The following is a 25,000-nucleotide window of genomic DNA, read 5'->3' as shown; positions in this document are numbered from 1 at the left end:
ATATAATTTTCCTTTTTTCATCGAGCTTGTTAGAAGATGAAAAAAGGAAATAAAATGGAAAAATTAGTAGAACAAGTATGGGATTATACAAAACACGCAAAATTTTATAGTTATAGACCAAATTATGCACCAAAAACTATAGATATGTTAATTACATTAGCAAAATCAGGAGATGTTAATAAAAATCTAAAAGTTGCTGATATAGGTGCTGGAACTGGGAATTTGAGTATTATGTTGCTTGAGAGATCTTGTGAAGTGGTTTCAGTGGAGCCAAATGATGCTATGAGAGAAATTGGCATAGAAAGAACTAAAGGACAAAATATAAAATGGGTTAGGGCAACAGGAATTGATTCTACTTTAGAAGATGCTCAGTTTGATTGGGTAACTTTTGGAAGTAGTTTTAATGTAATGGATAGAAATGAGGCCTTAGAAGAGAGTTATCGTTTGTTGAAAAGAAACTCTTATTTTTCTTGTATGTGGAATCATAGAGATTTAAATGATCCTATTCAGAAAATTGCCGAAGATACTATTATAGAATTTGTTCCAAATTACACAAGAGGAACTAGAAGAGAAGATCAAAGGCCTATTATTGAAAGTAGAAAAGATCTTTTTGATAATATAGTTTATATAGAAGAAGATTTTTATTTTCATCAAAGCATAGAAAATTATATTAATGCTTGGAAAAGCGTTAAAAATCCTTATTGGGATTTAGAAACCAAAGAAGGAACAGAGCTTTTTGAAAAAATTAGCTTAAAAATGGGCGAAAGGCTTCCAAAAGAATTTGATATTAAATACACTACAAGATGTTGGAGTGCTAAGAAAAAATAAGGATAACAATGAGGCTAGAATTTCAAACTAAAGCAAAAAATTTACTTATTTTACAAGATAAACTAAAAAGCGCAAGAGTTTTACCTCTTGTTATTACTTCTTTAGATGAATTAGAAGATAAAACTCAAGAAGTTCTAGAAAAAATTAAGATTTTAGATTCTAAAAGGTTTATTATCCGTAGTTCATCAAAAAGTGAAGATAGTACGAAAAACTCTAATGCAGGAGCATTTTTATCTCTTGCAAATATTTCAAATGACAAAGAGGAACTTTTAAAAGCCTTAAAAGAAGTTGGGAATTCTATGCCTTCAACCAAAGATGAAATTCTTATCCAGCCTATGCTAGAAGATATCAAAATCTGTGGTGTGGCTTTTAGCGTAGATAAGGATAATTTTGCCCCTTATTATTGTCTTTCTTATGATAAAAGTGGTTCAAACAGTTCAATTACAGATGGTTCAAGCAATAATGCTTATGTTTATTTTCATTATAGAGATTATCTAGAATTTAAGGATCATCATAATCAACAAATCATTACAATGATAAAAGAATTAGAAAAATTATTTGATTGTAATTTTTTAGATGTTGAATTTGCCTTTGCAACGTATAAAGAAAAAAGTGAGCTTTTTTGTTTGCAAGTAAGACCTTTGGTAATGCAAAATAAAATAAATCTTTTTAAAGCTTTGCCAAAAGAATCTTTGGAAAGATTTTATAAAAGATTTATTTCTTTACAAGAAAAACGTCCAAGAATTTTAGGAGATAAAGCACTTTTTGGCGTAATGCCTGATTGGAATCCAGCTGAAATTATAGGTTTAAAACCAAAAAGATTAGCTTTAAGTTTATATAAAGAGATAATAACTGATAATATTTGGGCTTATCAAAGAAATAATTATGGCTATAGAGATTTAAGATCTCATCCTTTGATACATTCTTTTTTAGGAATTCCTTATGTTGATGTGAGACTTTCTTTTAATTCTTTTATTCCGAAAAAATTAGATGAAAAAATTGCAAAAAAATTAATTAATTTCTATCTTAATAAACTTGATAAAAACCATGAACTACATGATAAGGTTGAATTTGATATAGTATTTTCTTGTTATGATTTTAATACCCCTCATAAACTTAAAACTCTTTTAAAAGAAGATTTTAATGAAAATGAGATTAAAAGACTTGAATTTTCTTTACTTGAACTTACAAATGACATTATAGATTCTAAAAAGGGACTCTATTTAAAAGATATTGAAAAATCAAAAAAATTAAAGCAAAGTTATGAAGATATTATTAGTTCTGATTTTTCTTTGATTGATAAGATTTATTGGCTTTTAGAAGAATGTAAGCGTTATGGGACTTTGCCTTTTGCTGGGGTTGCAAGAGCTGGATTTGTAGCGATGCAAATGCTAAATTCTTTAGTTGAAATAAATTTTTTTACTAAAGAAGAGAAAAATGCTTTTTTAAATTCTTTAGAAACTATAAGTAAATCTTTAAGTTTTAAAATAAATTCTTTAAACGAAGACAACAAACAAGAATTTTTAGAAACTTTTGGGCATTTAAGAGCTGGGACTTATAATATTTTATCTCCAAGATATGATGAAAATTTTAAGGCTTATTTTGATATAAAAAATCACAGACAAGAAGAAAATTTAAAATCAGATTTTATTCTTAATGATGATAAAAAAGAAAAGTTACAAGTTATTTTAAAAGAACATGGACTTAATATAAATACGGATGAGTTTTTTTCTTTTTTAAAAAATGCTATTGAAGGAAGAGAACTTGTAAAATTTGATTTTACAAAATTGCTTTCTAAAAGTATTTCTATGATTGAGGAATTAGGAAAGTATTATAAAATAGATAGAGAAGATATGGCACATCTAGATATAAAAAGTATTTTAAATCTTTATTCAAGCCTTTATTCTCAAAATCCTAGAGAACAATTTTTAGAAGAAATTAAACGCCATAAAAAAGAATATGAATTAACCTTAGCTTTAAAACTTCCTTCTCTTTTAAATAAAGCTGATCAAATTTTTGCCTTTTCTTCAAGTTCTGTTATTCCAAATTTTATTACCCAAAAGCGTATTAATGCTAAAACAGCAAAAGAAAATGACACTGATTTAGAAGGTAAAATCATTCTTATTTATGCAGCAGATCCTGGGTATGATTATTTATTTACCAAAAATATTGCTGGTTTTATTACTTGTTATGGAGGAGCTAATTCTCATATGGCTATAAGGGCATCAGAGCTTGCAATGCCTGCTGTTATAGGAGTTGGAGAAGTTGCCTTTGCAGAATATTTAAAAGCAAGCAGACTTATTATAGATTGTGAAAGCGAGCAAATCATTTGTTTATAGGTATTACACAAAGACTAACAGAAGAGAAGAAATATAAAGAATTAAGAGAAACTTTAGCACTTGAATGGGGTGATTTATTTTCAAATTCTATTCTTTTTAAAGATTTTATTCCTCTTGCTTTAAGCTATGGAATAGATTTTAATCATTACACCCCTTATTTAAAAGCTGTTATTTTAAGTGGTGGGAATGATTTAAGTGCATTTAGTGATGATATTTTATCTAAAAAAAGAGACGCCTATGAGATGAAAATCATTGAGTATTGTTTAAAAACAGATACTCCACTTTTAGGAATTTGTCGTGGGGCTCAAATGATAGCTTATTATTTTAATTCCACCTTAGAAAAACTTTCTCACCATATAGGCGATCATCAAGTGATTTTAAATGATGGAAGTTCTTTTATTTGTAACTCTTTTCATAATTATGCCATTATAAATTTAGGCAGGAATTTAGAAATTTTAGCTAGAGCTAAAGATCAAAGCATAGAAGCTTTTAAACATAAAGATAAAAGTATATTTGGCTTGATGTGGCATATAGAGAGAAAAAATGGACTTAATAATACCAAAATTTTAAATGAGTGGCTTAAGTTAGTAAAGGAGAAAAAATGAAAGCTATCATTTTAGCAGCAGGCTTTGGATCAAGACTTATGCCTTTAACAAAAGATAATCCTAAGTGTATGGTCAAATACCAAAATGAAGAGCTCATTTCTTATGAGATTAAAGCTTTAAAAGATGCTGGAATTTCTGATATAGCAGTAGTTGGTGGATATTTATTTGATATTTTAAAAAAATTTATTCAAGAAAGATTTAATCTTTATACTTTTTATGAAAATAAAAATTATGCCAATACAAATATGGTTCAAACTCTTTTTTGTGCAAGAGAATTTTTGCAAAAATGCGTGGAACAAAAAGAAGATTTAATTGTCTCTTATGCAGATATAATTTATTTTAAAGATAGCATAGAAAAACTTATGCAAGCTAAAGATGATTTAGCTATAGTGATAGATAAAGAGTGGAAAAAACTTTGGCAAAAAAGATTTGAAAATCCTTTAGATGATGCTGAAACTTTAAAACTTGATAATAAAGGATTTATCAAAGAGCTAGGAAAAAAGGCTAAAAGCTATGATGAAATAGAAGGACAATACATAGGTCTTTTTAAAATAAGTGCTAATTTTTTACCCTCTTTTTTAAATTTTTATGACAGTCTTGATAAAAATATTCTTTATGATGGAAAGGATTTTAATAATATGTATATGACAAGTTTTTTGCAATCTTTAATCGATACTTTTAATAATGCTAAAGCGATAGAAATTTATGGAAATTGGTGTGAGATAGATTTTAAAAGTGATTTAGGGATCGTTTTATGAAACCATTGTCACAAAGCAAATCTTTTAAACTTATAAAAGAGGAAGGTTTTAAAGCTTGGCTGGAATATAGATATTTTAAAATCTTAAGAACTTATGAAAAACACATAGTTTTAAAATTTGCAAAACAATTTAAACCTTTGCCTAAAAATTATAAATTTATACTTTGTTCTTATAGCGTTTCGGCTCATTGGGCTTTAGGGGAATTTCTACAATTTTGTAATTTAAAAAAAGTTATTGCTTTTGAAGATGGTCTTACTTGCTATTATACCGCAAAACGAAAGCTTAAAAAGGTTAAGAATTCACAAAGTTATTTGGATTTGATTTTTTGGAATAAAGAAAATAAATATATTTCAAATATAACAAGCATTTTTGAACCTACCAAAATCCTTATTTTAACAAGAGATCCTATCTTAAGGTTTAAAACTTTTATCAATCACGGACTTTGTGATAAAAGGACTATTTATCATCTAAATGATCAATTTGATGCTATATATTATATTGGAAAAAATGGCTATGAAATAAATAATACTAAGCCAGATTGTAAGGGTTTATTTTATTGGATGCAACCATCAAAAAAAGTTACAACAAATTTCAACTACTATTCCAACATAAAAGCATTTTTAGAAAGTAAAAAAGAATTTAAAATCTTTTATATAGATTGTAAAGAGCTAGATAGTAAAATAGCTTTTAATACCATGAACAAATTAGCAAAAATTTTAGATTTTAATCCACCTAATATAAAAGATAAAGAAAAATTTGAACATAAATTCTGGAATAAATTTGCTCATTTACTTCCTTTTAATCTTTTACTAGATAAAAAAACTTTTCCTTATTTATCAAAAGATATAAGATTAAACATATGTGAAGCAAAATTATCTAATACCCCCCCCCCTATATGTAGCATAGATATTAAATCTTTTATACTAGATAAAAATTATACTTATTATAAAAACTTAAGTATTTATATAGATGAGAATGATTTTAACATTTTAAAAGAACATAAAAAACTTTTTGAAGAAGTAAAAACTTATCTTTTAAAATTTAGTGTATTTTTAAAAGAGCAAATTGAATTTAAAGAAGAAAATTTTATAAATGAACAAGATATATTAAATTATTTAAAAGAAAACAAAGATTTAAGAGTATATATTAAAAACTTACTTGATTATGAGCTTACTCACATTAAAGAGCATCGTCCTGATATCATAGCTTCTTGGAAATATTATGAGGAATTTGAGAGAATGTGCGAAGAGCTAGATGGGAGAGCTTAAAGATAGTTAATTATTGTTTATAATGATTAATTTGTAAATTTATTGTGTAGAAAATTTATAGGAAATTGGAATTTATTAACTTCAACTATCATACACAAGCTCTTAAAATTATATTTAAGGCTTGTATATTTTTGCAATTATTTTTTTATAAAAAATATACCATTTTTGATTCAAAGGTTTTTTTGGTTTTATTACAGCATTTTCTTTGCCATTAACAGCATGATAAATACTTACATTATATTTATTAGAATAGTATCTCATAAGAAGTTGTTGAAGTTTGTATTCTGTTGAATAATTAAACCAAGCATTATTTGAAATAGCTATAATAATGCTAGAATTTTTGTAAATTTGTTCTTTGGTGACTTCATAACATATGGCATTAGTGATGATTTGGTCATTAAGTTTGTATTGACTTTGTAAAGGTCCTTTGGAAAATTCCTCTATATTGGGTAATAAATATTTATTGATGATATCTTTTAAGAAAGGAATTTCTTCTCCAAAAGGCACTAAAAAATGTTTGTTAAAAATATAAACATTTCCTGCTTTGAAAATATAGGTACTATTATAAATTTTATTCTTTTCTATATTGAAAGCACCTGTAATAATCGTAATTTTATAAGAAAGATTTTTAAGCATTTCCTCATAAGGTGTATTTTTTAAGTTAAAGGCAAAAGCAGTTTCTGGCAAAATAACAAGTTCCTTTTTTTCATCTATGGCTTTAATAATTTCTTTGATTTGATTATTTGAGTTTTTTTCTGCATTTTCTTGTAAAAATTTTTGATCTTGAGAAATATCTGTATTAATTAATTTATAATCAAAATTTAAATTAGAAGATTTTTTTTCTTCGTATTGAAGTCCTATAAAAAATAAAATTAATATAATAGCTATTTTATAGTATCTTGAGATATATTTTTCATAGATAAAATAAGCTATTAAAAATATGCAAATAATACCTAATGTATCTGCTCTAAAAAAACCATAAACACTTAAAATTCCCCAGTTAAACCAATCAAAACCAAGTGGATGTATAAAACTTAAACAAAATATTGCACAAAGTCTTAAAAAATCATATTTAAAAAGATGACAAATTCTAAAAAGTATTCCATAAAAAAAACCAATACCAAGAATGATAATAGGAATAAGATAGCTAAGATCAAAATAAATAGAAGATAGGCCTATCCACCAAAACCAAAATATTCCTACAAAAAATCCTATCCAAAAATATTCTTTTGAATTTTTACTTTTTAAAAGTAAGATTAAGCCCCAAATAGCTAAAAAAGGACTTATAGTTTCAAAAAATAAATTTTCAAAAAAAGATAAATAAATAGGATTTGAAAGCAAAATTGAAATAAAAAAGACTTTTATTATTTTAAAAATGTTAGAATTAGGGTTAAATTTTTTTAAAAAAAAGGAAAAGTATGACAGAAAATTCAATTTTAACTTCATTATTACCTCTTGTATTTCTTTTTGCGATTTTTTATTTTTTAGTTATTAGACCACAACAAAAACAAGCAAAAGCACATAAACAAATGCTTGAGTCCTTACAAAAAGGTGATAAAATCATCACTAGCGGAGGACTGATTTGTGAGGTTGTAAAACCAGAGGATGATTTTATCAAAGTTAAGCTTAATGATGAAAATGTTATTGTAAAAATTTCAAGAGATTTTGTAGCAAAGAAAATTGATGCGTAATTCTAAATTTACTTATCGTTTGATTATTTTTATTGTAATATTTATTTTTGGTATATTTTTTTCACTTCCTTCATTTTTGCAATCTGAAAAGGGAGCAAAAATTAATCTTGGGCTAGATTTACAAGGTGGACTTTATATGCTTTTAGGCGTAGATAATCAAGAAGCATTAAAATCTAAAATAAAATCAATTGCCTCTTCTTTGAGTTACTCTATTGATAAAGAAAATATTCTTATAGATCAATTAATAACTCATAATGATAATATAGAGTTTACCTTGCTTGATAGTGCAGATATTTCAAAAATGGATGCTTTGCTTAAGGAAATTAAAGGACTTAATATAAAAGTTGAAAATTTACACTACACTATAAGTTTTAGCGATGAAGAAATAAAATCTATTGAAAATTATGCGCTTTTACAAGCGGTTGAAACTATAAGAAACCGTCTAGATCAATTTGGTTTAGCTGAACCTACTGTTGCAAAACAAGGCGAAGATAAAATTTTAGTTGAATTAGCTGGGATAAAAACTAAAGAAGATGAATTAAGAGCTAAAGAAAGAATTACCAAAGCAGCACATTTGCAGCTTATGGAAGTTGATGAATCTAAAATTAAGGATGCAGCTTTTATGAGTGAAGATGAAGCCGCAAGTTATGGACTTATTATTCTTCCAGACGCTAAAAATGAAAAAATTAAATATCCTTTAAAAAGTATTCCTATTTTAGATGGATCTATGCTAAGTGATGCTAGAGTGGGTTTTAGTGATAAAAGCAACTATCCTGTAATTAATTTTACTTTAAATTCTGAAGGGGCTAAAAAATTTGCAGATTATACTGGAGCTAATGTTGGAAAGCGCTTAGCTATCGTTTTAGATAATCAGGTTTATTCTGCTCCTTCAATTAATGAAAGAATAGGTGGTGGTAGTGGGCAAATAAGCGGAAGTTTTACCCAAGAAGAAGCTAGAGATATAGCTGTTGCACTAAGAAGTGGAGCCTTGCTTGCACCTGTTAAGCTTTTAGAGCAAAGAAGTATAGGACCATCTTTAGGTGCAGATAGTATTAAAATGAGTATGATGGCTTTAGCGGGTGCTTCTATTTTTATTGTAATTTTTATGATTTTATATTATGGAGTTGCTGGAATTTTTGCCAATATAGCTTTGTTTGTTAATGTTTTAGTTGTTGTTGCTGTTATGGCGATGTTTGGAGCAACTTTAACTTTACCAGGTATGGCTGGACTTGTTTTAACTGTTGGTATGGCAGTAGATGCAAATGTAATTATCAATGAACGTATTCGTGAATTATTAAGAGAAGGAAAAAATATAAAAACTAGTATAGAAAATGGTTATAAAAACGCTATGAGTGCTATTGTTGACTCAAATATTACTTCTTTAATTACTTCTATAGCTTTATATGCCTATGGAACAGGTACAGTTAAGGGTTTTGCTGTTACTTTGGGAATAGGAATTTTAATTTCCATGATCACAGCTATTTGGGGAACACATGGAATGTTTGATTTTTTTATGTCTAAAATTGAAAAAAGCAATAATACGAATTTTTGGTTAGGTTATAGGAGAAAATAATGCAGTTTTTTAGCGAAAAGAAAATTTATGATTTTATGAAAATGCGTTTTGTTGCTATTTCTCTTTCTTTTATTTTATTTTTTGGGTCAATTTATCTGCTTTTTGAAAGAGGTTTGCAATATGGCATTGATTTTAGCGGAGGCACTTTAATACAGTTAAAATATGAGAATTCTGCTCCTATTGCTCAAATAAGAGAAATTTTAAACAAAACAGGACAATTTCAAAATCTTTCTGTAACAGAATTTGGTTCAAAAGAGGAGATTACAATAAGATTTTTAGGAAGCAATGAAAATCTTAGTAATGATATAGGAGAATATATTAATACTCTTTTAAAAGATACTGGAAAATTCGAATTAAGACGTGTTGATGTTGTTGGTCCAAAAGTTGGAGATGAGTTAAGAAATAAAGGATTAATGGCTATTATTATTTCTTTAGTAGCAATATTAATTTATATTGCAATACGTTTTGAGTGGCGTTTTGCTATGGCAGCTATCATAAGTGAAATTCATGATATAGTAATTGTTTTGGGTTTTATATCTTTATTAAGAATTGATGTAAATTTAGATACTCTAGCAGCTGTTTTAACTGTGCTTGGATATTCTTTAAATGATACTATAATTATTTTTGATAGAATCAGAGAGGGAATTAAAACTAGCAAAGAAAATATTTTAAGTCCTATTATCAATGAAAGCGTCTCAGCTACTCTTTCAAGAACAGTTTTGACTTCAGGGCTTACATTGGCTACTGTTGTAATTTTATATTTCTTTGGCGGATCGATGATAGAGGGATTTTCTTTAGCTTTGATTATAGGTATTATTATAGGAACCTTAAGTTCTATTTTTGTTGCGAGTCCTACTTTACTTTGGTTTAAATTTAGTGTCTTAGATTTTAGAAATAAAGAATTAGAAAAATTAAAACAAAAACAAGAAAAAGAGCGCAATCGCGCTTTATATGAAAAAGGTATAGTATAGGAGAATTTATGGCATATAATGCAAGCATTATAGAGAAAAAATGGCAAGAAAATTGGGATAAGGATAATTATTTTGAGCCAAAAAAAGATTTTTCGTTAAAGAAAAAATATATTCTTTCTATGTTTCCTTATCCAAGTGGACGTATTCATATGGGTCATGTAAGAAATTATACTATAGGCGATGCATTAGCTAGATATTATCGAAAAATTGGTTTTAATGTATTGCATCCAATTGGATTTGATAGTTTTGGTATGCCCGCTGAAAATGCAGCGATAAAACATAAAATTCATCCAAAAAAATGGACTTATGATAATATAGCATATATGCAAAAAGAACTTTTTTCTTTAGGTTTTTCATTTTCTAAAAAAAGAATACTTGCTACTTCTGATCCGCTTTATACAAAATTCGAGCAAGAATTTTTTATAAAAATGTTTGAAAAAGGTTTAATTTATACCAAAGAAGCAAATGTAAATTGGTGTGAGCATGATCAAACAGTTTTAGCCAATGAACAAGTAGAAGAAGGTAAATGTTGGCGCTGTGGCAATGAGGTAATTCAGAAAAAAATGCCAGGATATTATATAAAAATTACTTCTTATGCTAATGAACTTTTAAAAGATTTGGAAAAATTAAAAGATAAATGGCCTAATCAAGTTTTAACAATGCAAGAAAATTGGATAGGTAAAAGCGAAGGTTTAGAATTTACTCTTTTTCTAGATGAAGAGAGTGTAAAAAAGGTAAATAAAAAAGATCTTCAAGTATTTACCACAAGAGCAGATACAATATATGGTATAAGCTATATTGCTTTATCTGTTGAACATGATATAGTTAAAGATTTAATTAAAAATTCTAAACTAGATGCCAAAATTATAGATCAAATTAAAATTATGCAAAATCAAAGCCCAAGGGAAAGACAAAGCAATGAAAAAGAGGGATATTTTTTAGGAATTTATGCTTTGCATCCTTTAACAAAAGAAAAAATTCCTATTTGGGTAGCTAATTTTGTTTTGTCTGATTATGGAAGTGGAGCTGTGATGGCTGTTCCTGCTCATGATGAAAGAGATTTTGAATTTGCTAAAAAGTATAATCTTGAATTTAAAGAGGTTATAAGCTCCAAAGAAAAACTTCCTTTTACACAAAAAGTTGGTAAACTTATAAATAGTGATAAATTTAATGATTTAGATTGCAATGAAGCAAGAGAAGAGATTATTAAGGAATTTGAAAAGAATAATTTAGGTAAAAGAGTTATAAATTTTAAAATAAGAGATTGGGGGGTTTCACGTCAAAGATATTGGGGAACTCCAATTCCTATGGTTAAATGTAATGATTGTGGTTTAGTTTGTGAAAAAATTGAAAATCTGCCTATACTTTTACCTGAAGATGTAGAAATTACTGGTGAAGGCAATCCTTTAGATAGGCATTTAGAGTGGAAAAACTGTTTGTGCTCTAAATGCGGAAAGAAAGCTACAAGAGAGAGTGATACTTTGGATACTTTTTTTGAAAGTTCTTGGTATTATGCACGTTTTGCAAGTGATGAGGATACTTGGCAAAATAAAGTTTTTGATGAAAAAAGTGTTAATTACTGGCTTAGCGTTGATGAATACATTGGTGGAATTGAGCATGCTATTTTGCATTTATTATATGCAAGATTTTTTCAAAAAGTATTAAGAGATCTTGGGTATTTAAAAAATGATGAGCCTTTTTTGAAACTTTTAACACAAGGTATGGTTTTAAAAGACGGTTTTAAAATGAGTAAATCAAAGGGCAATGTTGTTGATCCTGATGAAATTATAAAAAAATATGGCGCGGATACTGCTAGACTTTTTATTTTATTTGCTGCTCCTCCAGCAAAAGAATTAGAGTGGAATGATGATGCACTTGAAGGAGCTTATCGTTTTATTTGTAAACTTTATGATAGGGCTTTAAATGTTGAGAGTGGAAATTATATTTTAAAGCATGAAGAATTAAGCAAAGAGGAAAAATATGCAAGATTAAAAGTTTATGAAGCTTTAAAAAAATCAGAAGAAGTTTATAATAAAACTTATGCTTTTAATACTTTAATCGCAGCTTGTATGGAGGCAATCAATGCTTTAAATCAATGTAAAAATAAAGCTCTAGAACAAGAGGCTTTTTATATTATTTTAAATATTTTAGAGCCTATTATTCCTCATGTATGTTTTGAGCTAAGTGATAAACTTTTTAAGTGTAAAAATTTTAAAAAATTAGAAATAAAAGAAGAAGTTTTTAGAAAAGATTCTTTAGTTTTAATTGTGAGTGTTAATGGAAAAAAACGTTCTGAAATTGAAGTTTTAATAAATACTTCACAGGATGAAATTTTAAATATAGCTAAAAAAAGTGTTCAAAAATGGATTCAAGATAAGGTTATTGTAAAAGAAATTTATATTAAAGACAAATTGGTAAATTTGGTGATCAAATGAAAAAATATTTTTTATTCTGTGTCATTTTTTTTCTAAGTGCTTGTGGGTATATACCTACTTCAAAACTTGCAGATAGAATTTTTAATGAAAAAGTTTATGTAAATGTAGAATTAAACGCACAAGATCCTAAAAATAGTATTTTTGTAGCAGATACATTAAAAGAAGTAATTATTAGCAAACTTGGAAGAAAACTTGCTTTAAAACATGAAGCTGATGATATTATTAACGTTAAAATGAATAATTTGACCTTTATTCCTTTAGTTTATGATAAAAATGGCTATGTGGTTAGTTATAAGGCAAAATTAGATTTGGAATTTAATGTAGTCTTTAAGGATGGAAAGACACAATTATTTAACGCGAGCGGAAGTTACGATTTTGATATTTCTCCTAATAGTATTATTAGCGATACAGCAAGATTTGAAGCAATTAGATATGCATCAAGTGAAGCTTTTGATGAGTTTATTTCAATGATTGCTATTAAAGGTTATAAAAATGGCAATTAATGTTAATGAAATTGCTAAAGAAACTTTAATCGCTTTAAAAGAAAGAAAATTAAAAGCTACTCCAGAAAATTATACAGAAGTTTTTGAAGAGTTAAGTCAAAAATATGGTTTTGTTTCAAATAACAAATTAAAACTTGAAAAATACAAAACTTTACTTTTACCTCATTATCAACAAGAGTTAAATGGAAAAATTATTCGTAATTTAGAAGAATTTATTAGTTTTTTAATATCTATATTAAATAGACAAAGTGGAAAACAATTTAATGAATTCTTTGATTTTTTAGCTACTATTAATAGAGTGTTGCAAATTAGTAAAGATAAAAAAATCAAAGAATTAGCCAAAATTACTTCTATAAGAATTTCTAAAACTATGGATAGTGAAAGTATTTATTTGCTTAATAAAAAATGGAAAGAACTTGAGAAAAGTTATGAAGATGAAAGTCTTGATATAGAAGTACGTAAATATGGTGTAAGTAAATATGATGATTTTGATAGTGTTATAAAAAAACTTTTATCTCAATTAGAAGAGAGAAGCTATGAATATTTTGCACATTTACTTTCTTTATGTTTAAGTCCATCTTTAGTGAGTGATTTGAAAATTGAGAATTTTGTCCAAAAATTAAAAGAAAAATCTTTTATTTTATCAGAAAATAATTTTGAAAATGAGCTTTTAGGATATGTAAATAAAAGAATTATAGCTGATAATATGTATGTTCAAAAAAATCTAAATTTTTTTAATGATAATTTAAAAAAAATTCAAACACTTTTTAATTCTTTGGATAAATTTAATCAACAAAATATTGATTTTTTTGAAACCTTAAATCCCGATGAGAGAGGAGAGGTTAAATTAAGCTTTGAAGATTTAAAACGCAAATTTTGTAGTATTGATGAGAAAATTAAAACTTTAAATGCGCAAATTCAGTTTACGCAAAATTTAGAAGAAAGAGAGGCTTGGAGCGTAGTAAAAGAACTTGAAAAGCTAGATGAAAATTATGTAAAATATAAAGTAAATTATTCTTTAGCTCTTTTTTCTATCAGTAATTATAATTTTATTATAGAAAAATATGGTTTAAATAGCTTAAGTGAAATTTTTACTCGTTTTAAAAAAATTTTAAAAGAAAATTGCAAAGAATTAGATGAACTTTGGATGATAGATGAAAAAAGTTATTTAATTATTTCTCCTGGAAAAAATAAAGAACAAATGACTTCTCTTGTAGAAAACAATTTAAAGGCTATAGAAAATTTTAAATTTATTTATAAAAATGATTTAATTTCTCCTAAAATTAGATCTGTTTGTTTGGATAGAGATAGTAACTCTGATGGAAATATTTTAGAAGAACTAATTAAGCAGATTAATACAAATGAGTAAAGTTAGTGAATTTTTACTAAAAAAATCAAGCAACTATGATAAAATTGATCGTTTTGTTGCTTTTAGAATGTATGAGAAATACAAAAAAAAATTAAAGATAAAGCCTATAATCCATATAGTAGGTACAAATGGTAAAGGGAGTACGGGAAGATATTTAACTCAACTTTTATACCAACTAGGTTACAAAGTTGGTCATTATACAAGTCCGCATCTTTTTAGTTTTAATGAAAGGTTTTATTTAAATTCTAAAATTGTAAGTGATCAGAAATTAGAAATAGCTCATCAAAAATTATTAAATATTCTTAAAAACGATTTGGAAGAATTAAGTTATTTTGAATACGCTACATTTTTAGCCACAATACTTTTTAAAGAGTGTGATTATATTATTTTTGAAGCAGGGGTAGGCGGAGAATATGATGCTACTTCTATTTTTGATAAAAAATTAAGTGTTTTTACAAGAATAGGTTTTGATCATAAAGAGCTTTTAGGCAATACGCTTAAAGATATAGCAAGAACAAAATTAAAAGTTATGGCAAAAAAAGCTATTATAACTAAAAAACAAGAAAAAGAGGTTTTAGATCTAGCAAAACACATCGCCTATATCAAAAAATCAAAATTGTATTATAGCGATTCTTTGAATAATATTTTAAAGAAACAATTTGAAAATTATGTTATGAAGTATCAATTACCAGATTTTTTAAAACATAATTTAGATTTAGCTTTAAATACATGTATTCTTTTAGAGGGTAAAAAGAGAACTTCAAGGGCTTTTGAAAAACTTAAAGCTTTAAATTTATTAGGCAGATGTCAAAAGATTAATTCTAAGCTTTATGTGGATGTTGGACATAATCAAATGGCGGCCAAAGCTTTATATGAAAGATTTCAAAATACAAAGATAGATTTGATATATAATTCTTATTTAGATAAAGATATTTTTGAAATTTTAAAAACATTAAAGCCTATAATAGATACAATAAAAATTTACAAATATGAAGATAAATATAGAGAGTTAGCAAATAATAGAATTTTTTTTATAGCTAAAGAATTAAATATAAAATGTGAAGATTTTCAGGGTTTAAATGCAAATAGAATTAGTTTGGTATTTGGATCTTTTGTTTTGGTTGAAAAATTTTTAAAGGAATTGTGTGAGTAAAAATAAATTTACTATAACAATCACGGATATTAATGGTTCAAAACATTTTTATTTAAGTAGGATAATTAAAAAAATTGTATTTTATATTATTGTTTTTATTTTCTTTTTTTTAGTTTTTAGTGGGTTTTATATTAAATATCTTGATGATAAGTTAAGTGATTTAAGTAGAAAAAGAGAGGATTTACTTAGAAAAAATCAAGAGCTTATTCAAAGCAATGAGCAAATGCAAAAGAGCATAGAAGAAAAAACGCAAGAATACGCTGCGATTGAGGATAAAATTATAAGCTTTGAAAGAGCATTAGGGCTTGAAAATGAGCAAAATTTAACCATTAATGATAGATTAGATAATCTTAAGCTTACTAATGAAGATCAAACCAAAATTCTTAGCCAAATTCCTAATGGTTTTCCCATAGCAAATAAAGGAGTTACAGGTAGCTTTGGATGGAGGGAACATCCGCTTTTAAAACGTAGGGAATTTCATCCAGGCATTGATTTAAGAGCCGAAATTGGAACGCCTATTTATGCAACTGCTAATGCGGTTGTGGAATTTGCAGGCTATAGCGACAATGGTTATGGTTATAATGTTATTTTACTTCATAATTTTGGTTTTAAAACAGTTTTTGCTCATATGATGAGAAGAGATGTTGTAAAAGCTGGACAATATGTCAAGAAAGGAGATTTAATAGGATATAGTGGAAATACAGGACTTTCTACAGGCCCTCATTTGCATTATGAAGTAAGATTTATTAATAAAACTTTAGAGCCTTTATACTTTTTAAAATTGCAAAGAAATAATATTAGTAATTTTTTTAATCAAGAAAGGAGAGTACCATGGCAATCTTTGGTAAAAGCAATTACGCAACGACAAATAATTCCGGTTCAGAAACAACAGTCATTTCCTCAGGTGCAAGAATAGAGGGAAAATTTTATTTTGCTTCCATGCTACATGTTGATGGAGAGCTTGTAGGAACAATCCATTCTCAAAGCATAGTAGTTATTGGAAAAAGAGGTGTTTTAAAAGGTGAATTAAAAGCAGATAAAATAGTCGTTAATGGATATTTTGAAGGAGAATTGGAAGCCAATAGTTTAGAAATTTTATCAGGTGGTATAGTAGATGGAAACATTGTTATACAAGAGCTTAGTGTTGAAAATGGTGGAAAGTTTAATGGAAGTAGTAAAATTAAAGAAGAGCCTAAATTAATTGAAAATAATCAAGAAGAATAATGCAAGCAGCTTTTTATGAATTTTTGCAAAATAATATCCATACCAAAGTAATCATTTGCGAAGATGATAAAGAAGCGGATTTATTAGCACAAGTTTCCAATTTTCAATCTTATAAAACTTTTGTTTTGCCAGATTTTAGAGCCGAGTTTGGTGATGATTTAAGATCTTTTTCAAAAGAGCTTTTTGAGATTTGTAGAGTATTGGATTCTTATTATAAAGAAAAAGAGAAAAAAAAGATTTTAATTTCTCCTATTGCAACTTTGCTCCATAAACTACCAGGAGAAAGTAATTTAAAAAATTATTATATTTATAAAAATGAGAAATTTGATTTTTTAAAATTTAAAGAACAAATTGAATATTTAGGTTATGAATTTGTAGATATAGTGCAAGATAAAGCAGAAGTTTCAATACGTGGTGATGTTATTGATATTTTTTGCATTAATAAAGAAAAGCCTATTCGTATTTCATTTTTTGCAGATGAAATTGAAAGTATAAGAGAATTTGATATCAATACTCAAAAATCTATACCCTATGAATTACAAGAACTAGAAATTTGTCCCTTCTTAAATTCTTTTTCAAAAGAAGAATATGAAAATTTTAATAAAAAGCTTGAAAATTTCCAAAGTCAAACTTTAATCAACGATATACATTCTTTAGGTTTTTGGTGTATAGATAATTTTTTTGATTATTTATCTTTAGATTTTATAAGTATTAAGCCTTTATATATAGACGACAAAGATTTAAACTTTATAAATGAAAAAATTATTCCAGAACCTAAAAATTTTAAAGATTTGCAAAGCTCATATACTAAAGATTTTTTTGTTTTTCATCAAAATAAAAAAATAAAAGCTTTAGCAAGAAATGAAGCTTTATTTAAGCAATTAGAATTGGATTTTAAAAATATTGTTTTTGAAAAAAGTGATTTAAGGATTAATATTATTTCAAAAGATGAGATTATTCTTTCTTTAAATAAAAAAGAAAGAAAAGAAGTAAAAAGAAAATCTTCTTTGATTCTTGATGAATTGAAAAATGGAGATTTTGTTGTGCATCAAGACTATGGTGTGGGAAAATTTTTAGGACTTGAAATGATACAGGTAAGTGGAGCAAAAAAGGAATTTGTAGCAATAGCTTATCAAAATCAAGATAAGCTATTATTACCTGTAGAAAATTTGTATTTGATTGATAAATATTTAGGTTCAAGTGGATTTATCCCAACTCTTGATCGTTTAGGTAAAATGAATTTTGCCAAATTAAAAGAAAAATTAAAAGCAAAACTTCTTGTCATTGCGACACAGATTGTAAATTTAGCCGCTAAAAGAGCTTTGATCAAGCCAAAAGATATTAAGGTTGATTTTGCCTTGCAAGCTCAATTTGTATCAAAAGCAGGTTTTTCTTATACTAAGGATCAAAATAAAGTTTGTGCAGAAATTTTAGAAGATTTTGAAAATAATAAAATCATGGATAGATTATTAAGTGCTGATGTAGGTTTTGGAAAAACCGAAGTTGCTATGAATGCTATCTTTGCTGTAGTTAAAAGTGGCTTTAGTGCTTTTTTCTTTGTGCCAACAACGCTTTTATCGTATCAACATTTTAAAACTTTAAAAAAAAGATTTAATGAGTTTAATATAGCTGTTTTTAAACTTGATCGCTTTACAAGCGCTAAAGAAAAAAAAGATATTTTAACCAAACTTAAAGAACAAAAACCTTGTGTTGTGATTGGAACACATACTCTTTTGAATGTAGAATGTGAAAATTTAGCTTTGATTATTGTTGATGAAGAGCATAAATTTGGGGTTAAACAAAAAGAAAAATTAAAAGAAATAAGTAAAAATTCTCACCTTTTATCTATGTCTGCTACTCCAATTCCAAGAAGCTTAAATCAAGCTTTAAGTTCTATAAAATCCTACAGCACTTTACAAACTCCTCCAGAAGAAAGACTTGATGTTAGAACCTTTGTAAAGGAAAAAAATGAGGTTTTGATTAAAGAGGCCATTATGAGAGAGTTAAGGCGTAGAGGGCAAATTTTTTATATTCATAATCATATTGCAAGCATACAAGAGTGTAAAGAATATTTATTGAATATAGTTAAAAATTTAAGAATTTTGATTTTGCATTCAAAGATTGACTCTAAAACCCAAGAAGAGGAAATATTGAAATTTGAAGATAAACAATACGATCTTTTACTTTGTACTTCTATAGTAGAAAGTGGGATTGATTTAGCTAATGTAAATACCATTTTAGTGGAAAAAGCGGATTATTTTGGTATGGCGGATTTACATCAGCTTAGAGGACGCGTAGGAAGAAGTAATAAACAAGGTTATTGTTATTATTTAATTGAAAACAAAGAAAATGTGAGTAAAGATGCATTAAAAAGACTTGTGTCATTGGAGAGCAATTCTTTTTTAGGTTCAGGTTCTATCCTTGCTTATCACGACCTTGAAATTAGAGGAGGGGGAAATTTATTAGGTGTTGATCAAAGCGGGCATATAGAGCAAATTGGTTATAGTTTATATCTTAAAATGCTAGAAGATGAGTTAAATGCTTTGACTAAAAATGAAAGTATAGAAGAAGATAAGCTTGATTTAAGGTTAAGTATTAATGCCTTTTTAAACAATGAACTTATTAGCGAGGATCGTTTAAGATTAGAGCTTTATAGAAGACTTAGTAAATGTCAAAGCGTAAGTGAAGTTTATGAAATTCAAGGAGAAATTGAAGATCGTTTTGGAAAACTAGATATTTATACTAAACAATTTTTAGAACTTATTATGATTAAAATTTTAGCTTATAAAAGATATAAAAGTATTACAAGTTATGAAATGAATATTCAACTTACTAAAAAAGATGGAAGTAAAGAGCTAATTAAAGCATCAAGCAAAGATGATGATGATGTGATTTATGCTCTTTTAAATTATTTAAGAAAGAACGAAAATTGAGCGGGTTTGACATTTTTAAATATCTTTATACATTAGATTTAACTTTTAGTGATTTTGAATGGTTAGAAGAAAAAGAATTTGGGGACTTTGAGCTGCTAGTTTCTGTTGTTTTAACTCAAAATACAAACTGGAAAAATGTTTTAAAAGCTTTAGAAAATCTCAAAAAAGCTAATATTTCTTCTTTAGAGCAATTAAAAAATTTAGAAGATAAAGAACTTGCTTTGCTTATAAAGCCAAGTGGTTTTTATAATACAAAAGCAAAGCGAATAAAAACTCTTGTCAATGCTATCTTAAAAGATTATAAGAATTTAGAATGTTTTAAAGAAAATGTTAGTAGAGAATGGTTATTAGGTATCAAAGGTTTAGGATTTGAAAGTGCTGATAGTATTTTAAATTATCTTTGCAAAAGAGAAATTTTAGTAGTAGATGCTTATACCAATAGATTAGCCTTAGCGTTAAATTATGAATTTTTAGACTATGAAGAATTAAGAGAATTTTTTGAAAGTGGCATAGAGCAAAATCAAGATAAAATTTGCAAAATTCTAGGTAAAAAATGTGAGCTTTATACAATTTATCAAATTTTTCATGCTTTAATTATTTCTTTTGTTAAAACTTATTTTAAAGGCTCGAAAATTACCGAACAAGGTAAGGAAATTTTAAAAAATATTTATTAAGGAAAGAAATGCAAGCAAAAGGTTCAAATTTAATCCCTATTTTAACTATAGCCGGTAGTGATTGTAGTGGAGGGGCTGGAATTCAAGCTGATTTAAAAACTTTTAGCGCTCATAATCTTTTTGGTATGAGTGTAATTTTAAGCGTTGTTGCTGAAAATACAAGTAGAGTAATTTCTGTGCATCATATTCCAGAAGAAATTATCAATGAACAATTTGAAGCTATATTTGAGGATATTGTTCCAAAGGCGATAAAAATAGGAATGATTGGAACAAAAGAATTGATGAATTGCGTTGCTTTTAATTTAGAAAAATATCAAGCCAAAAATATAGTAATTGATCCTGTGATGTTTGCTAAAAATGGTTTTGCTTTGATGAAAATGCAAGATTGTCATCATTTTAAAGAAAATATTTTAAAATTTGCTGATGTTTTAACTCCAAATATACCAGAAGCAGAGTTTCTTTGTGATTTTAAAATTCAAAATGAGCAAGATATGATCAAAGCAGCTAAAAAACTTCATAAACTTGGGGCAAAAAATATTGTTTTAAAAGGTGGACATAGTGAAGATAATGCCAATGATGTGTTATTTGATGGTAATGAAATATATATTTTAAAAGCAGAGCGTATTAAAACAAAAAATACTCACGGCACAGGTTGCACTTTATCTTCTGCAATTGCTAGCAATATTGCTAAAGGATTTAGTATTTATGATGCCATAAAAGAGGCTAAAGAATATGTTAAAAATGCTATTTATTATTCTTTAAATCTTGGCAAAGGTTGTGGTCCTACAAATCACTTTTATAAGTTTTTAAATGATTGATTTAAGTTTATATTTAGTAGCTAGCAAACAAGATAAAAGTGATGAAACTTTTTTAAATACCTTAGAACAGGCTATTAGAGGTGGAGTGGGTATAATCCAACTTAGGGAAAAAGAACTTAGTGCTCGTAAATTTTTTGAGTTAGCCTTTAAGGTAAAAAAACTTTGTGATGCTTATTGCATTCCTTTAATCATTAATGATAGATTAGATATTGCATTGGCTTTAGATGCTAGTGGAGTGCATTTAGGACAAGAGGATTTAGATATAAAACTTGCTAGAAAAATTTTAGGCAAAGATAAAATTATAGGTCTTAGTTTGCAAAAAATAGAACAGCTTAAAAATATTGAAGGTGCAAATTATCTAGGTTGTGGTGCTATAAATTCAACCCCAACAAAAAAAAGCGAAATTTTAAGTCTTGAGATTTTAGAGCAAATTATAACTTTATCAAAATTACCCGTTGTTGCAATAGGTGGCATTGATGAGACAAATGTTTTAAATTTAAAAGGTTTAAAGCTTAGTGGTATAGCTGTTGTAAGAGCTATTATGTGTGCTAAAGATCCTTTTTTAGCGAGTAAAAACCTAAGAAAGCTTTTTAAGAGTTTATAATGCAAATTTATCTTACTAATGAATTAGAATTTAAAGAAGTGCAAAATCTTATTTTAAACGAACTTATTTTTTATGATTTTAAAGTCGATTTAAATCTTTATGATGCCTTGATTATAACCTCAAAAAATGCCATTAAAGCTTTAAAAAAAACTAAAAGTATTTTAAATTTTGATTTAAAAGTTTATGCAGTGGGAGAAAATACAGCAAAAGAAGCTTTTAATTTAGGATTTAAAAATGTAAAATACCCAAAACTTTCTTATGCTAGCAATCTTTATGAAGAATTTAAAGAAGAGTTAAGAGATAAAAAATGTCTTTATTTAAGGGCCAAAGAACTTTCTTCAAATTTGGTTCAAAAACTTTTGGGTCAAAATGTAAATTTAACACAGATCATAGCCTATGAAAATATATATAAAAAACCCAATGTTTGTATCACTCATCCTTGTATTGTTATTTTTACTTCGCCATCTTGTGTAAATTATTTTTTAAAAACTTATGATATTAAAGAAGAAGATTATTTAATAGCCATAGGTGAAAGCACCGCAAAACAACTTTTAAAATATAATAATGTCTTAGTTTGTAAAAATCCAAATTTAGAAGAATGTATTCAAATTGCCAAAAATCTAAAAGCAAATTTATAAATTTCTTATATTTTTTAAATACAATAATTGAAAATTTTAAAAAAGTTAGAAAAATGAAAAGCATAAAAAGTCCTAAAATTAAAGATATTATTACTCTTCCAAGTACGGCTGTATTAAATCCCATTTTAGAGGATAACGTTTTAACGTGTATGCATGGAGGAAAAGTAGAGCTAAAAGCTAAGAAAGCTAAAAAAATGACCGATCAGGGCATTGGCATTGTTTTAAGAAGAGAAATTGAAGGAGCCAGTATTAAAGGATGTTCAAATCCTCCCATACTTGGCGGACCTTGTCAAAAAGTATTAATGCTTTTTCCTTATACATATTCTAAACATAAAATTAATGATGATTTTATAATTTTGCAGTTAGGTCTTATAGGGACAAGTGATAAGGGCTTTCCTATTTTAGCAATCCCTAAGCCTAATAAAATTAAATTTTCTCCTATAAAAACTAAAGCTTCAAAACTTGCAAAAATAACTTATGAACAAATGAAGATATAAATCTTCATTTAGCAAATATTTTTCTAAGAAAAATAAAAGATAAGATAAGCACAAAGATATTTGCCATTAAAGGTGTTAGCCATACTCCATTTAAATTTAAAAACAAAGGAAGTATAAATAAAAAAATAAGAGGTATAAAAAGATTTTGGTTTAAAGAAATAATAAGAGAGGATTTTGGTTTATTAAAAGCTGTGAGAAAAGAGGTGCTTAAAACATTAATCCAAATGATTAAATAATTAAAAGAAAATATCATTAAAGCATGAGATCCAAAATCTAAAAATTCTTTATTTTTATCTTTTGAAAAAAAGCTTATTAAGTTTTCTTTAAAAGTTAAAACTATAAAAAGTATTGTTATGCTAAAAATAAATGCACTTATTAAAATAGGTATAATCAAATTTTTAACGCGTTTTATATCTTTTTTTGCATAATTAAAACTAAGAGCAGGCTGCATCGCATCACACATGCTAATTAGTAAGCTAATAATAAAAGTATTGATATATAAAATAATAGAAAACGCCGCAACACCTTTAGTGCCTGCAAGATTTAGTAAAACTAAATTAGCAAAAATACTAAATAAAGATGTAGAAACATTATTAAAAAATTCAGAGCTTCCATTATAAATAATGTTTTTAAATTCTTTAAAACTTAAGGCAATTTTTGTAAATTTTAATTCTAGATTTTGGATCAAAAAAGGTAAAATTCCAAAAATTCCTCCAAGGCTTAAGCCTATGCAAGTAGCAAGTGAGGCCGAAAAAACTCCCCAACCTAAAACAACAATAAAAAGATAATCAAAAAATAAATTACTTAAAGCAATGATAATATTTATTATCATACTATAAAAAGTTTTGCCACAAATTCTTAAATAATTATCTAAAGCAAAAGAGATCATAGTAATAGGTGCAAATAAGGCAAAAACTATTAAAATTTCTTTACACAGCTCTTTGACTTCTTTGCTAACATTTAACAAATCAATCAACAAAGGCCCTAAAAAATATTCTATAAACCCCATAAGAAAAGAAAAAGCTAAAATAATAACTATACAAGCACTAAACATTGTTTTAGCTTCTTCTTTTTGGTTTTTACCAAGCTTCATAGAAATTTGAACAGCTGATCCAACCCCTATTGTATCGGCAATAGCAAAACTCATAATTATAAAAGGTAAAACAAGTCCAAGAGCAGCAAGGGCATTATTTCCTAGATATTTACCAACAAAAATTCCATCAACAATATAATAAAAAGCTAAAAAACTTGCACTAATCATATTAGGAAAAGCGCATTTAGAGAATAACTTCCACGCTGAAAGTTTTGTAAATATATCTGACATAAAAATTCCTTAAAGATAATAATATTAATTTTTTATCTCTAAAGAAGCTAATATATTGTTTGAAAGCCTAAAATGTAGTGATTAAGTTTTAAAATTCTCATGTATATAATTTAATTTATTTTTTATTTTAAGTATTATAGATAATGCAAATAAATAAGTCAAGATTTTTATACCCTATAAAAGGGTATAAAATTATTTGATAATTCCACATGCCATTCTAGCACCACCACCACCAAGTGCAGCTGGATGATCGCTGTGATTATCTCCGCCAAAATGAATCATTAAAGCGTGATTTTTGATTTCGCTTAATTTTTTAATTTTTGGAGCTAAAACAGGATTAGTAGCATTTCCTTTATCATCAACATAGAGTGCTGGAAGATCGCCTAAGTGCCCTTTATCATCCCATGTAAATGAATGTGTTTTGGTATTTTTAGGATCAAAGTGTCCTCCTGCTTTCATTCCTAAACCTTTTTCAGTCGCCCCACAGTCTGCATTTTCATGAACATGAAAACCATGAATTCCTGGCTGTAAACTATTTAATTGTGGATAAAAAGCTACTCCATATTTTGTTTGAACGGCTACAACTTCTCCTATGGCTTTATTTCCATTTTTATCAAGTAAATCCATTTTAATAGTTATATGATCTTTAACAGATTTAGGATCAAAAGTTTGATTTTCAGCTGCAAAAAGTAAACTTGCCATTGCCAAAGATGCAAAAATAATTTTTTTCATTTTATCTCCTTTTGTAAATTATATAAGAACTATTATATAACAATTTTTGTTATATAATAGCTT

General features: G+C 26.9%; 23 protein-coding genes. 20 read left to right on the top strand and 3 right to left on the bottom strand.

Annotation, left to right across the window (positions count from 1 at the left end):
• Positions 1 to 54 precede the first annotated feature (54 nt).
• From CNZW441b_RS05520 to CNZW441b_RS05500, 5 genes are read left to right on the top strand one after another with little or no spacing between them, the layout of a single operon-like run.
• Positions 55 to 828 (top strand): class I SAM-dependent methyltransferase, encoded by a 774-nt coding sequence (locus CNZW441b_RS05520; protein WP_216681287.1) that lies wholly within the window; start codon positions 55 to 57, stop codon positions 826 to 828.
• 8 nt (positions 829 to 836) lie between these two features.
• Positions 837 to 3,167, top strand: a complete 2,331-nt coding sequence (locus CNZW441b_RS05515) for a PEP-utilizing enzyme (RefSeq protein WP_216681286.1) — start codon at positions 837 to 839, stop codon at positions 3,165 to 3,167.
• The gene (locus CNZW441b_RS05510; protein WP_216681285.1) at positions 3,158 to 3,772 is read left to right on the top strand and encodes a gamma-glutamyl-CDP-amidate hydrolase; all 615 of its coding nucleotides are present in this window, start codon (positions 3,158 to 3,160) and stop codon (positions 3,770 to 3,772) included. The genes CNZW441b_RS05515 and CNZW441b_RS05510 overlap by 10 nt, the downstream gene beginning before the upstream one ends.
• Positions 3,769 to 4,530 (top strand): phosphocholine cytidylyltransferase family protein, encoded by a 762-nt coding sequence (locus CNZW441b_RS05505; RefSeq protein WP_131165660.1) that lies wholly within the window; start codon positions 3,769 to 3,771, stop codon positions 4,528 to 4,530. Before CNZW441b_RS05510 ends, CNZW441b_RS05505 begins: the two co-directional genes overlap by 4 nt.
• Positions 4,527 to 5,798, top strand: coding sequence for a DUF2972 domain-containing protein (locus tag CNZW441b_RS05500; protein ID WP_216681284.1), 1,272 nt, complete (start codon positions 4,527 to 4,529; stop codon positions 5,796 to 5,798). Before CNZW441b_RS05505 ends, CNZW441b_RS05500 begins: the two co-directional genes overlap by 4 nt.
• A gap of 114 nt (positions 5,799 to 5,912) precedes the next feature.
• On the opposite strand, the gene CNZW441b_RS05495 is transcribed toward CNZW441b_RS05500, so the two are convergent.
• Positions 5,913 to 7,244 carry an apolipoprotein N-acyltransferase gene (locus tag CNZW441b_RS05495; RefSeq protein ID WP_131166293.1) on the bottom strand — a complete coding sequence of 444 codons (1,332 nt, stop codon included), beginning with the start codon at positions 7,242 to 7,244 and terminating at the stop codon, positions 5,913 to 5,915.
• On the opposite strand from CNZW441b_RS05495, the gene yajC reads away from it, so the two are divergent.
• The 15 genes from yajC to CNZW441b_RS05420 are packed head-to-tail and all read left to right on the top strand — an operon-like array spanning position 7,217 to position 22,881.
• Positions 7,217 to 7,489 (top strand): preprotein translocase subunit YajC, encoded by a 273-nt coding sequence (gene yajC, locus CNZW441b_RS05490; protein ID WP_131163530.1) that lies wholly within the window; start codon positions 7,217 to 7,219, stop codon positions 7,487 to 7,489. The genes CNZW441b_RS05495 and yajC overlap by 28 nt on opposite strands.
• On the top strand, positions 7,482 to 9,062 hold the full coding sequence (gene secD, locus CNZW441b_RS05485) for a protein translocase subunit SecD (protein ID WP_131166292.1): 1,581 nt from the start codon (positions 7,482 to 7,484) through the stop codon (positions 9,060 to 9,062). The genes yajC and secD overlap by 8 nt, the downstream gene beginning before the upstream one ends.
• Positions 9,062 to 10,033 (top strand): protein translocase subunit SecF, encoded by a 972-nt coding sequence (secF, locus tag CNZW441b_RS05480; RefSeq protein WP_131166291.1) that lies wholly within the window; start codon positions 9,062 to 9,064, stop codon positions 10,031 to 10,033. The genes secD and secF overlap by 1 nt, the downstream gene beginning before the upstream one ends.
• Before the next feature lie 8 nt (positions 10,034 to 10,041).
• Positions 10,042 to 12,468, top strand: a complete 2,427-nt coding sequence (leuS, locus tag CNZW441b_RS05475; protein ID WP_131166290.1) for a leucine--tRNA ligase — start codon at positions 10,042 to 10,044, stop codon at positions 12,466 to 12,468.
• Positions 12,465 to 12,971, top strand: coding sequence for an LPS assembly lipoprotein LptE (lptE, locus tag CNZW441b_RS05470; RefSeq protein ID WP_131166289.1), 507 nt, complete (start codon positions 12,465 to 12,467; stop codon positions 12,969 to 12,971). Before leuS ends, lptE begins: the two co-directional genes overlap by 4 nt.
• Positions 12,961 to 14,340, top strand: a complete 1,380-nt coding sequence (locus CNZW441b_RS05465) for a hypothetical protein (protein WP_131166288.1) — start codon at positions 12,961 to 12,963, stop codon at positions 14,338 to 14,340. The genes lptE and CNZW441b_RS05465 overlap by 11 nt, the downstream gene beginning before the upstream one ends.
• Complete coding sequence (locus CNZW441b_RS05460) at positions 14,333 to 15,493, top strand: Mur ligase family protein (RefSeq protein WP_131166287.1); 1,161 nt, start codon at positions 14,333 to 14,335, stop codon at positions 15,491 to 15,493. The genes CNZW441b_RS05465 and CNZW441b_RS05460 overlap by 8 nt, the downstream gene beginning before the upstream one ends.
• Positions 15,486 to 16,409 carry a peptidoglycan metallopeptidase Pgp4 gene (pgp4, locus tag CNZW441b_RS05455; RefSeq protein WP_131163523.1) on the top strand — a complete coding sequence of 308 codons (924 nt, stop codon included), beginning with the start codon at positions 15,486 to 15,488 and terminating at the stop codon, positions 16,407 to 16,409. Before CNZW441b_RS05460 ends, pgp4 begins: the two co-directional genes overlap by 8 nt.
• The gene (locus CNZW441b_RS05450) at positions 16,325 to 16,717 is read left to right on the top strand and encodes a bactofilin family protein (RefSeq protein ID WP_131163522.1); all 393 of its coding nucleotides are present in this window, start codon (positions 16,325 to 16,327) and stop codon (positions 16,715 to 16,717) included. Before pgp4 ends, CNZW441b_RS05450 begins: the two co-directional genes overlap by 85 nt.
• Positions 16,717 to 19,650 (top strand): transcription-repair coupling factor, encoded by a 2,934-nt coding sequence (gene mfd, locus CNZW441b_RS05445; protein WP_131166286.1) that lies wholly within the window; start codon positions 16,717 to 16,719, stop codon positions 19,648 to 19,650. The genes CNZW441b_RS05450 and mfd overlap by 1 nt, the downstream gene beginning before the upstream one ends.
• Complete coding sequence (locus CNZW441b_RS05440; protein ID WP_131163520.1) at positions 19,647 to 20,324, top strand: 3-methyladenine DNA glycosylase; 678 nt, start codon at positions 19,647 to 19,649, stop codon at positions 20,322 to 20,324. The genes mfd and CNZW441b_RS05440 overlap by 4 nt, the downstream gene beginning before the upstream one ends.
• Before the next feature lie 8 nt (positions 20,325 to 20,332).
• A complete protein-coding gene (gene thiD / locus CNZW441b_RS05435) occupies positions 20,333 to 21,142 on the top strand; it encodes a bifunctional hydroxymethylpyrimidine kinase/phosphomethylpyrimidine kinase (protein WP_131163519.1) in 810 nt (269 codons plus the stop codon).
• Complete coding sequence (gene thiE, locus CNZW441b_RS05430; RefSeq protein WP_131163518.1) at positions 21,135 to 21,746, top strand: thiamine phosphate synthase; 612 nt, start codon at positions 21,135 to 21,137, stop codon at positions 21,744 to 21,746. The genes thiD and thiE overlap by 8 nt, the downstream gene beginning before the upstream one ends.
• The gene (locus CNZW441b_RS05425; RefSeq protein WP_131166285.1) at positions 21,746 to 22,384 is read left to right on the top strand and encodes a uroporphyrinogen-III synthase; all 639 of its coding nucleotides are present in this window, start codon (positions 21,746 to 21,748) and stop codon (positions 22,382 to 22,384) included. Before thiE ends, CNZW441b_RS05425 begins: the two co-directional genes overlap by 1 nt.
• 53 nt (positions 22,385 to 22,437) lie before the next feature.
• Positions 22,438 to 22,881, top strand: coding sequence for a hypothetical protein (locus CNZW441b_RS05420; protein WP_131163516.1), 444 nt, complete (start codon positions 22,438 to 22,440; stop codon positions 22,879 to 22,881).
• A gap of 4 nt (positions 22,882 to 22,885) precedes the next feature.
• Here the strand turns inward: CNZW441b_RS05420 and CNZW441b_RS05415 are convergent, their stop codons facing one another.
• Both CNZW441b_RS05415 and CNZW441b_RS05410 read right to left on the bottom strand, forming a co-directional pair.
• On the bottom strand, positions 22,886 to 24,205 hold the full coding sequence (locus tag CNZW441b_RS05415; RefSeq protein ID WP_216681283.1) for an MATE family efflux transporter: 1,320 nt from the start codon (positions 24,203 to 24,205) through the stop codon (positions 22,886 to 22,888).
• Between the two features lie 192 nt (positions 24,206 to 24,397).
• Entirely contained in the window at positions 24,398 to 24,937 is a 540-nt protein-coding gene (locus CNZW441b_RS05410) for a superoxide dismutase family protein (RefSeq protein ID WP_131186821.1), read from the bottom strand.
• Between the last annotated feature and the right edge of the window lie 63 nt (positions 24,938 to 25,000).

This window comes from Campylobacter novaezeelandiae, from assembly GCF_018968685.1.
GTDB lineage: Bacteria > Campylobacterota > Campylobacteria > Campylobacterales > Campylobacteraceae > Campylobacter_D > Campylobacter_D novaezeelandiae.
Note: the sequence above shows the minus strand (reverse complement) of the source record. Positions and strands in the feature narration are given on the sequence as shown.

What these genes read in the sequence shown, in the direction of transcription:
- CNZW441b_RS05520 (WP_216681287.1), top strand. Translation starts at nt 55, where the DNA reads ATGGAAAAATTAGTAGAACAAGTATGGGATTATACAAAACACGCAAAA.
- CNZW441b_RS05515 (WP_216681286.1), top strand. Translation starts at nt 837, where the DNA reads ATGAGGCTAGAATTTCAAACTAAAGCAAAAAATTTACTTATTTTACAA.
- CNZW441b_RS05505 (WP_131165660.1), top strand. Translation starts at nt 3,769, where the DNA reads ATGAAAGCTATCATTTTAGCAGCAGGCTTTGGATCAAGACTTATGCCT.
- CNZW441b_RS05500 (WP_216681284.1), top strand. Translation starts at nt 4,527, where the DNA reads ATGAAACCATTGTCACAAAGCAAATCTTTTAAACTTATAAAAGAGGAA.
- yajC (WP_131163530.1), top strand. Translation starts at nt 7,217, where the DNA reads ATGACAGAAAATTCAATTTTAACTTCATTATTACCTCTTGTATTTCTT.
- CNZW441b_RS05495 (WP_131166293.1), bottom strand. Translation starts at nt 7,244, where the DNA reads ATGAAGTTAAAATTGAATTTTCTGTCATACTTTTCCTTTTTTTTAAAA.
- secD (WP_131166292.1), top strand. Translation starts at nt 7,482, where the DNA reads ATGCGTAATTCTAAATTTACTTATCGTTTGATTATTTTTATTGTAATA.
- secF (WP_131166291.1), top strand. Translation starts at nt 9,062, where the DNA reads ATGCAGTTTTTTAGCGAAAAGAAAATTTATGATTTTATGAAAATGCGT.
- leuS (WP_131166290.1), top strand. Translation starts at nt 10,042, where the DNA reads ATGGCATATAATGCAAGCATTATAGAGAAAAAATGGCAAGAAAATTGG.
- lptE (WP_131166289.1), top strand. Translation starts at nt 12,465, where the DNA reads ATGAAAAAATATTTTTTATTCTGTGTCATTTTTTTTCTAAGTGCTTGT.
- CNZW441b_RS05465 (WP_131166288.1), top strand. Translation starts at nt 12,961, where the DNA reads ATGGCAATTAATGTTAATGAAATTGCTAAAGAAACTTTAATCGCTTTA.
- CNZW441b_RS05460 (WP_131166287.1), top strand. Translation starts at nt 14,333, where the DNA reads ATGAGTAAAGTTAGTGAATTTTTACTAAAAAAATCAAGCAACTATGAT.
- CNZW441b_RS05450 (WP_131163522.1), top strand. Translation starts at nt 16,325, where the DNA reads ATGGCAATCTTTGGTAAAAGCAATTACGCAACGACAAATAATTCCGGT.
- mfd (WP_131166286.1), top strand. Translation starts at nt 16,717, where the DNA reads ATGCAAGCAGCTTTTTATGAATTTTTGCAAAATAATATCCATACCAAA.
- thiD (WP_131163519.1), top strand. Translation starts at nt 20,333, where the DNA reads ATGCAAGCAAAAGGTTCAAATTTAATCCCTATTTTAACTATAGCCGGT.
- thiE (WP_131163518.1), top strand. Translation starts at nt 21,135, where the DNA reads ATGATTGATTTAAGTTTATATTTAGTAGCTAGCAAACAAGATAAAAGT.
- CNZW441b_RS05425 (WP_131166285.1), top strand. Translation starts at nt 21,746, where the DNA reads ATGCAAATTTATCTTACTAATGAATTAGAATTTAAAGAAGTGCAAAAT.
- CNZW441b_RS05420 (WP_131163516.1), top strand. Translation starts at nt 22,438, where the DNA reads ATGAAAAGCATAAAAAGTCCTAAAATTAAAGATATTATTACTCTTCCA.
- CNZW441b_RS05415 (WP_216681283.1), bottom strand. Translation starts at nt 24,205, where the DNA reads ATGTCAGATATATTTACAAAACTTTCAGCGTGGAAGTTATTCTCTAAA.
- CNZW441b_RS05410 (WP_131186821.1), bottom strand. Translation starts at nt 24,937, where the DNA reads ATGAAAAAAATTATTTTTGCATCTTTGGCAATGGCAAGTTTACTTTTT.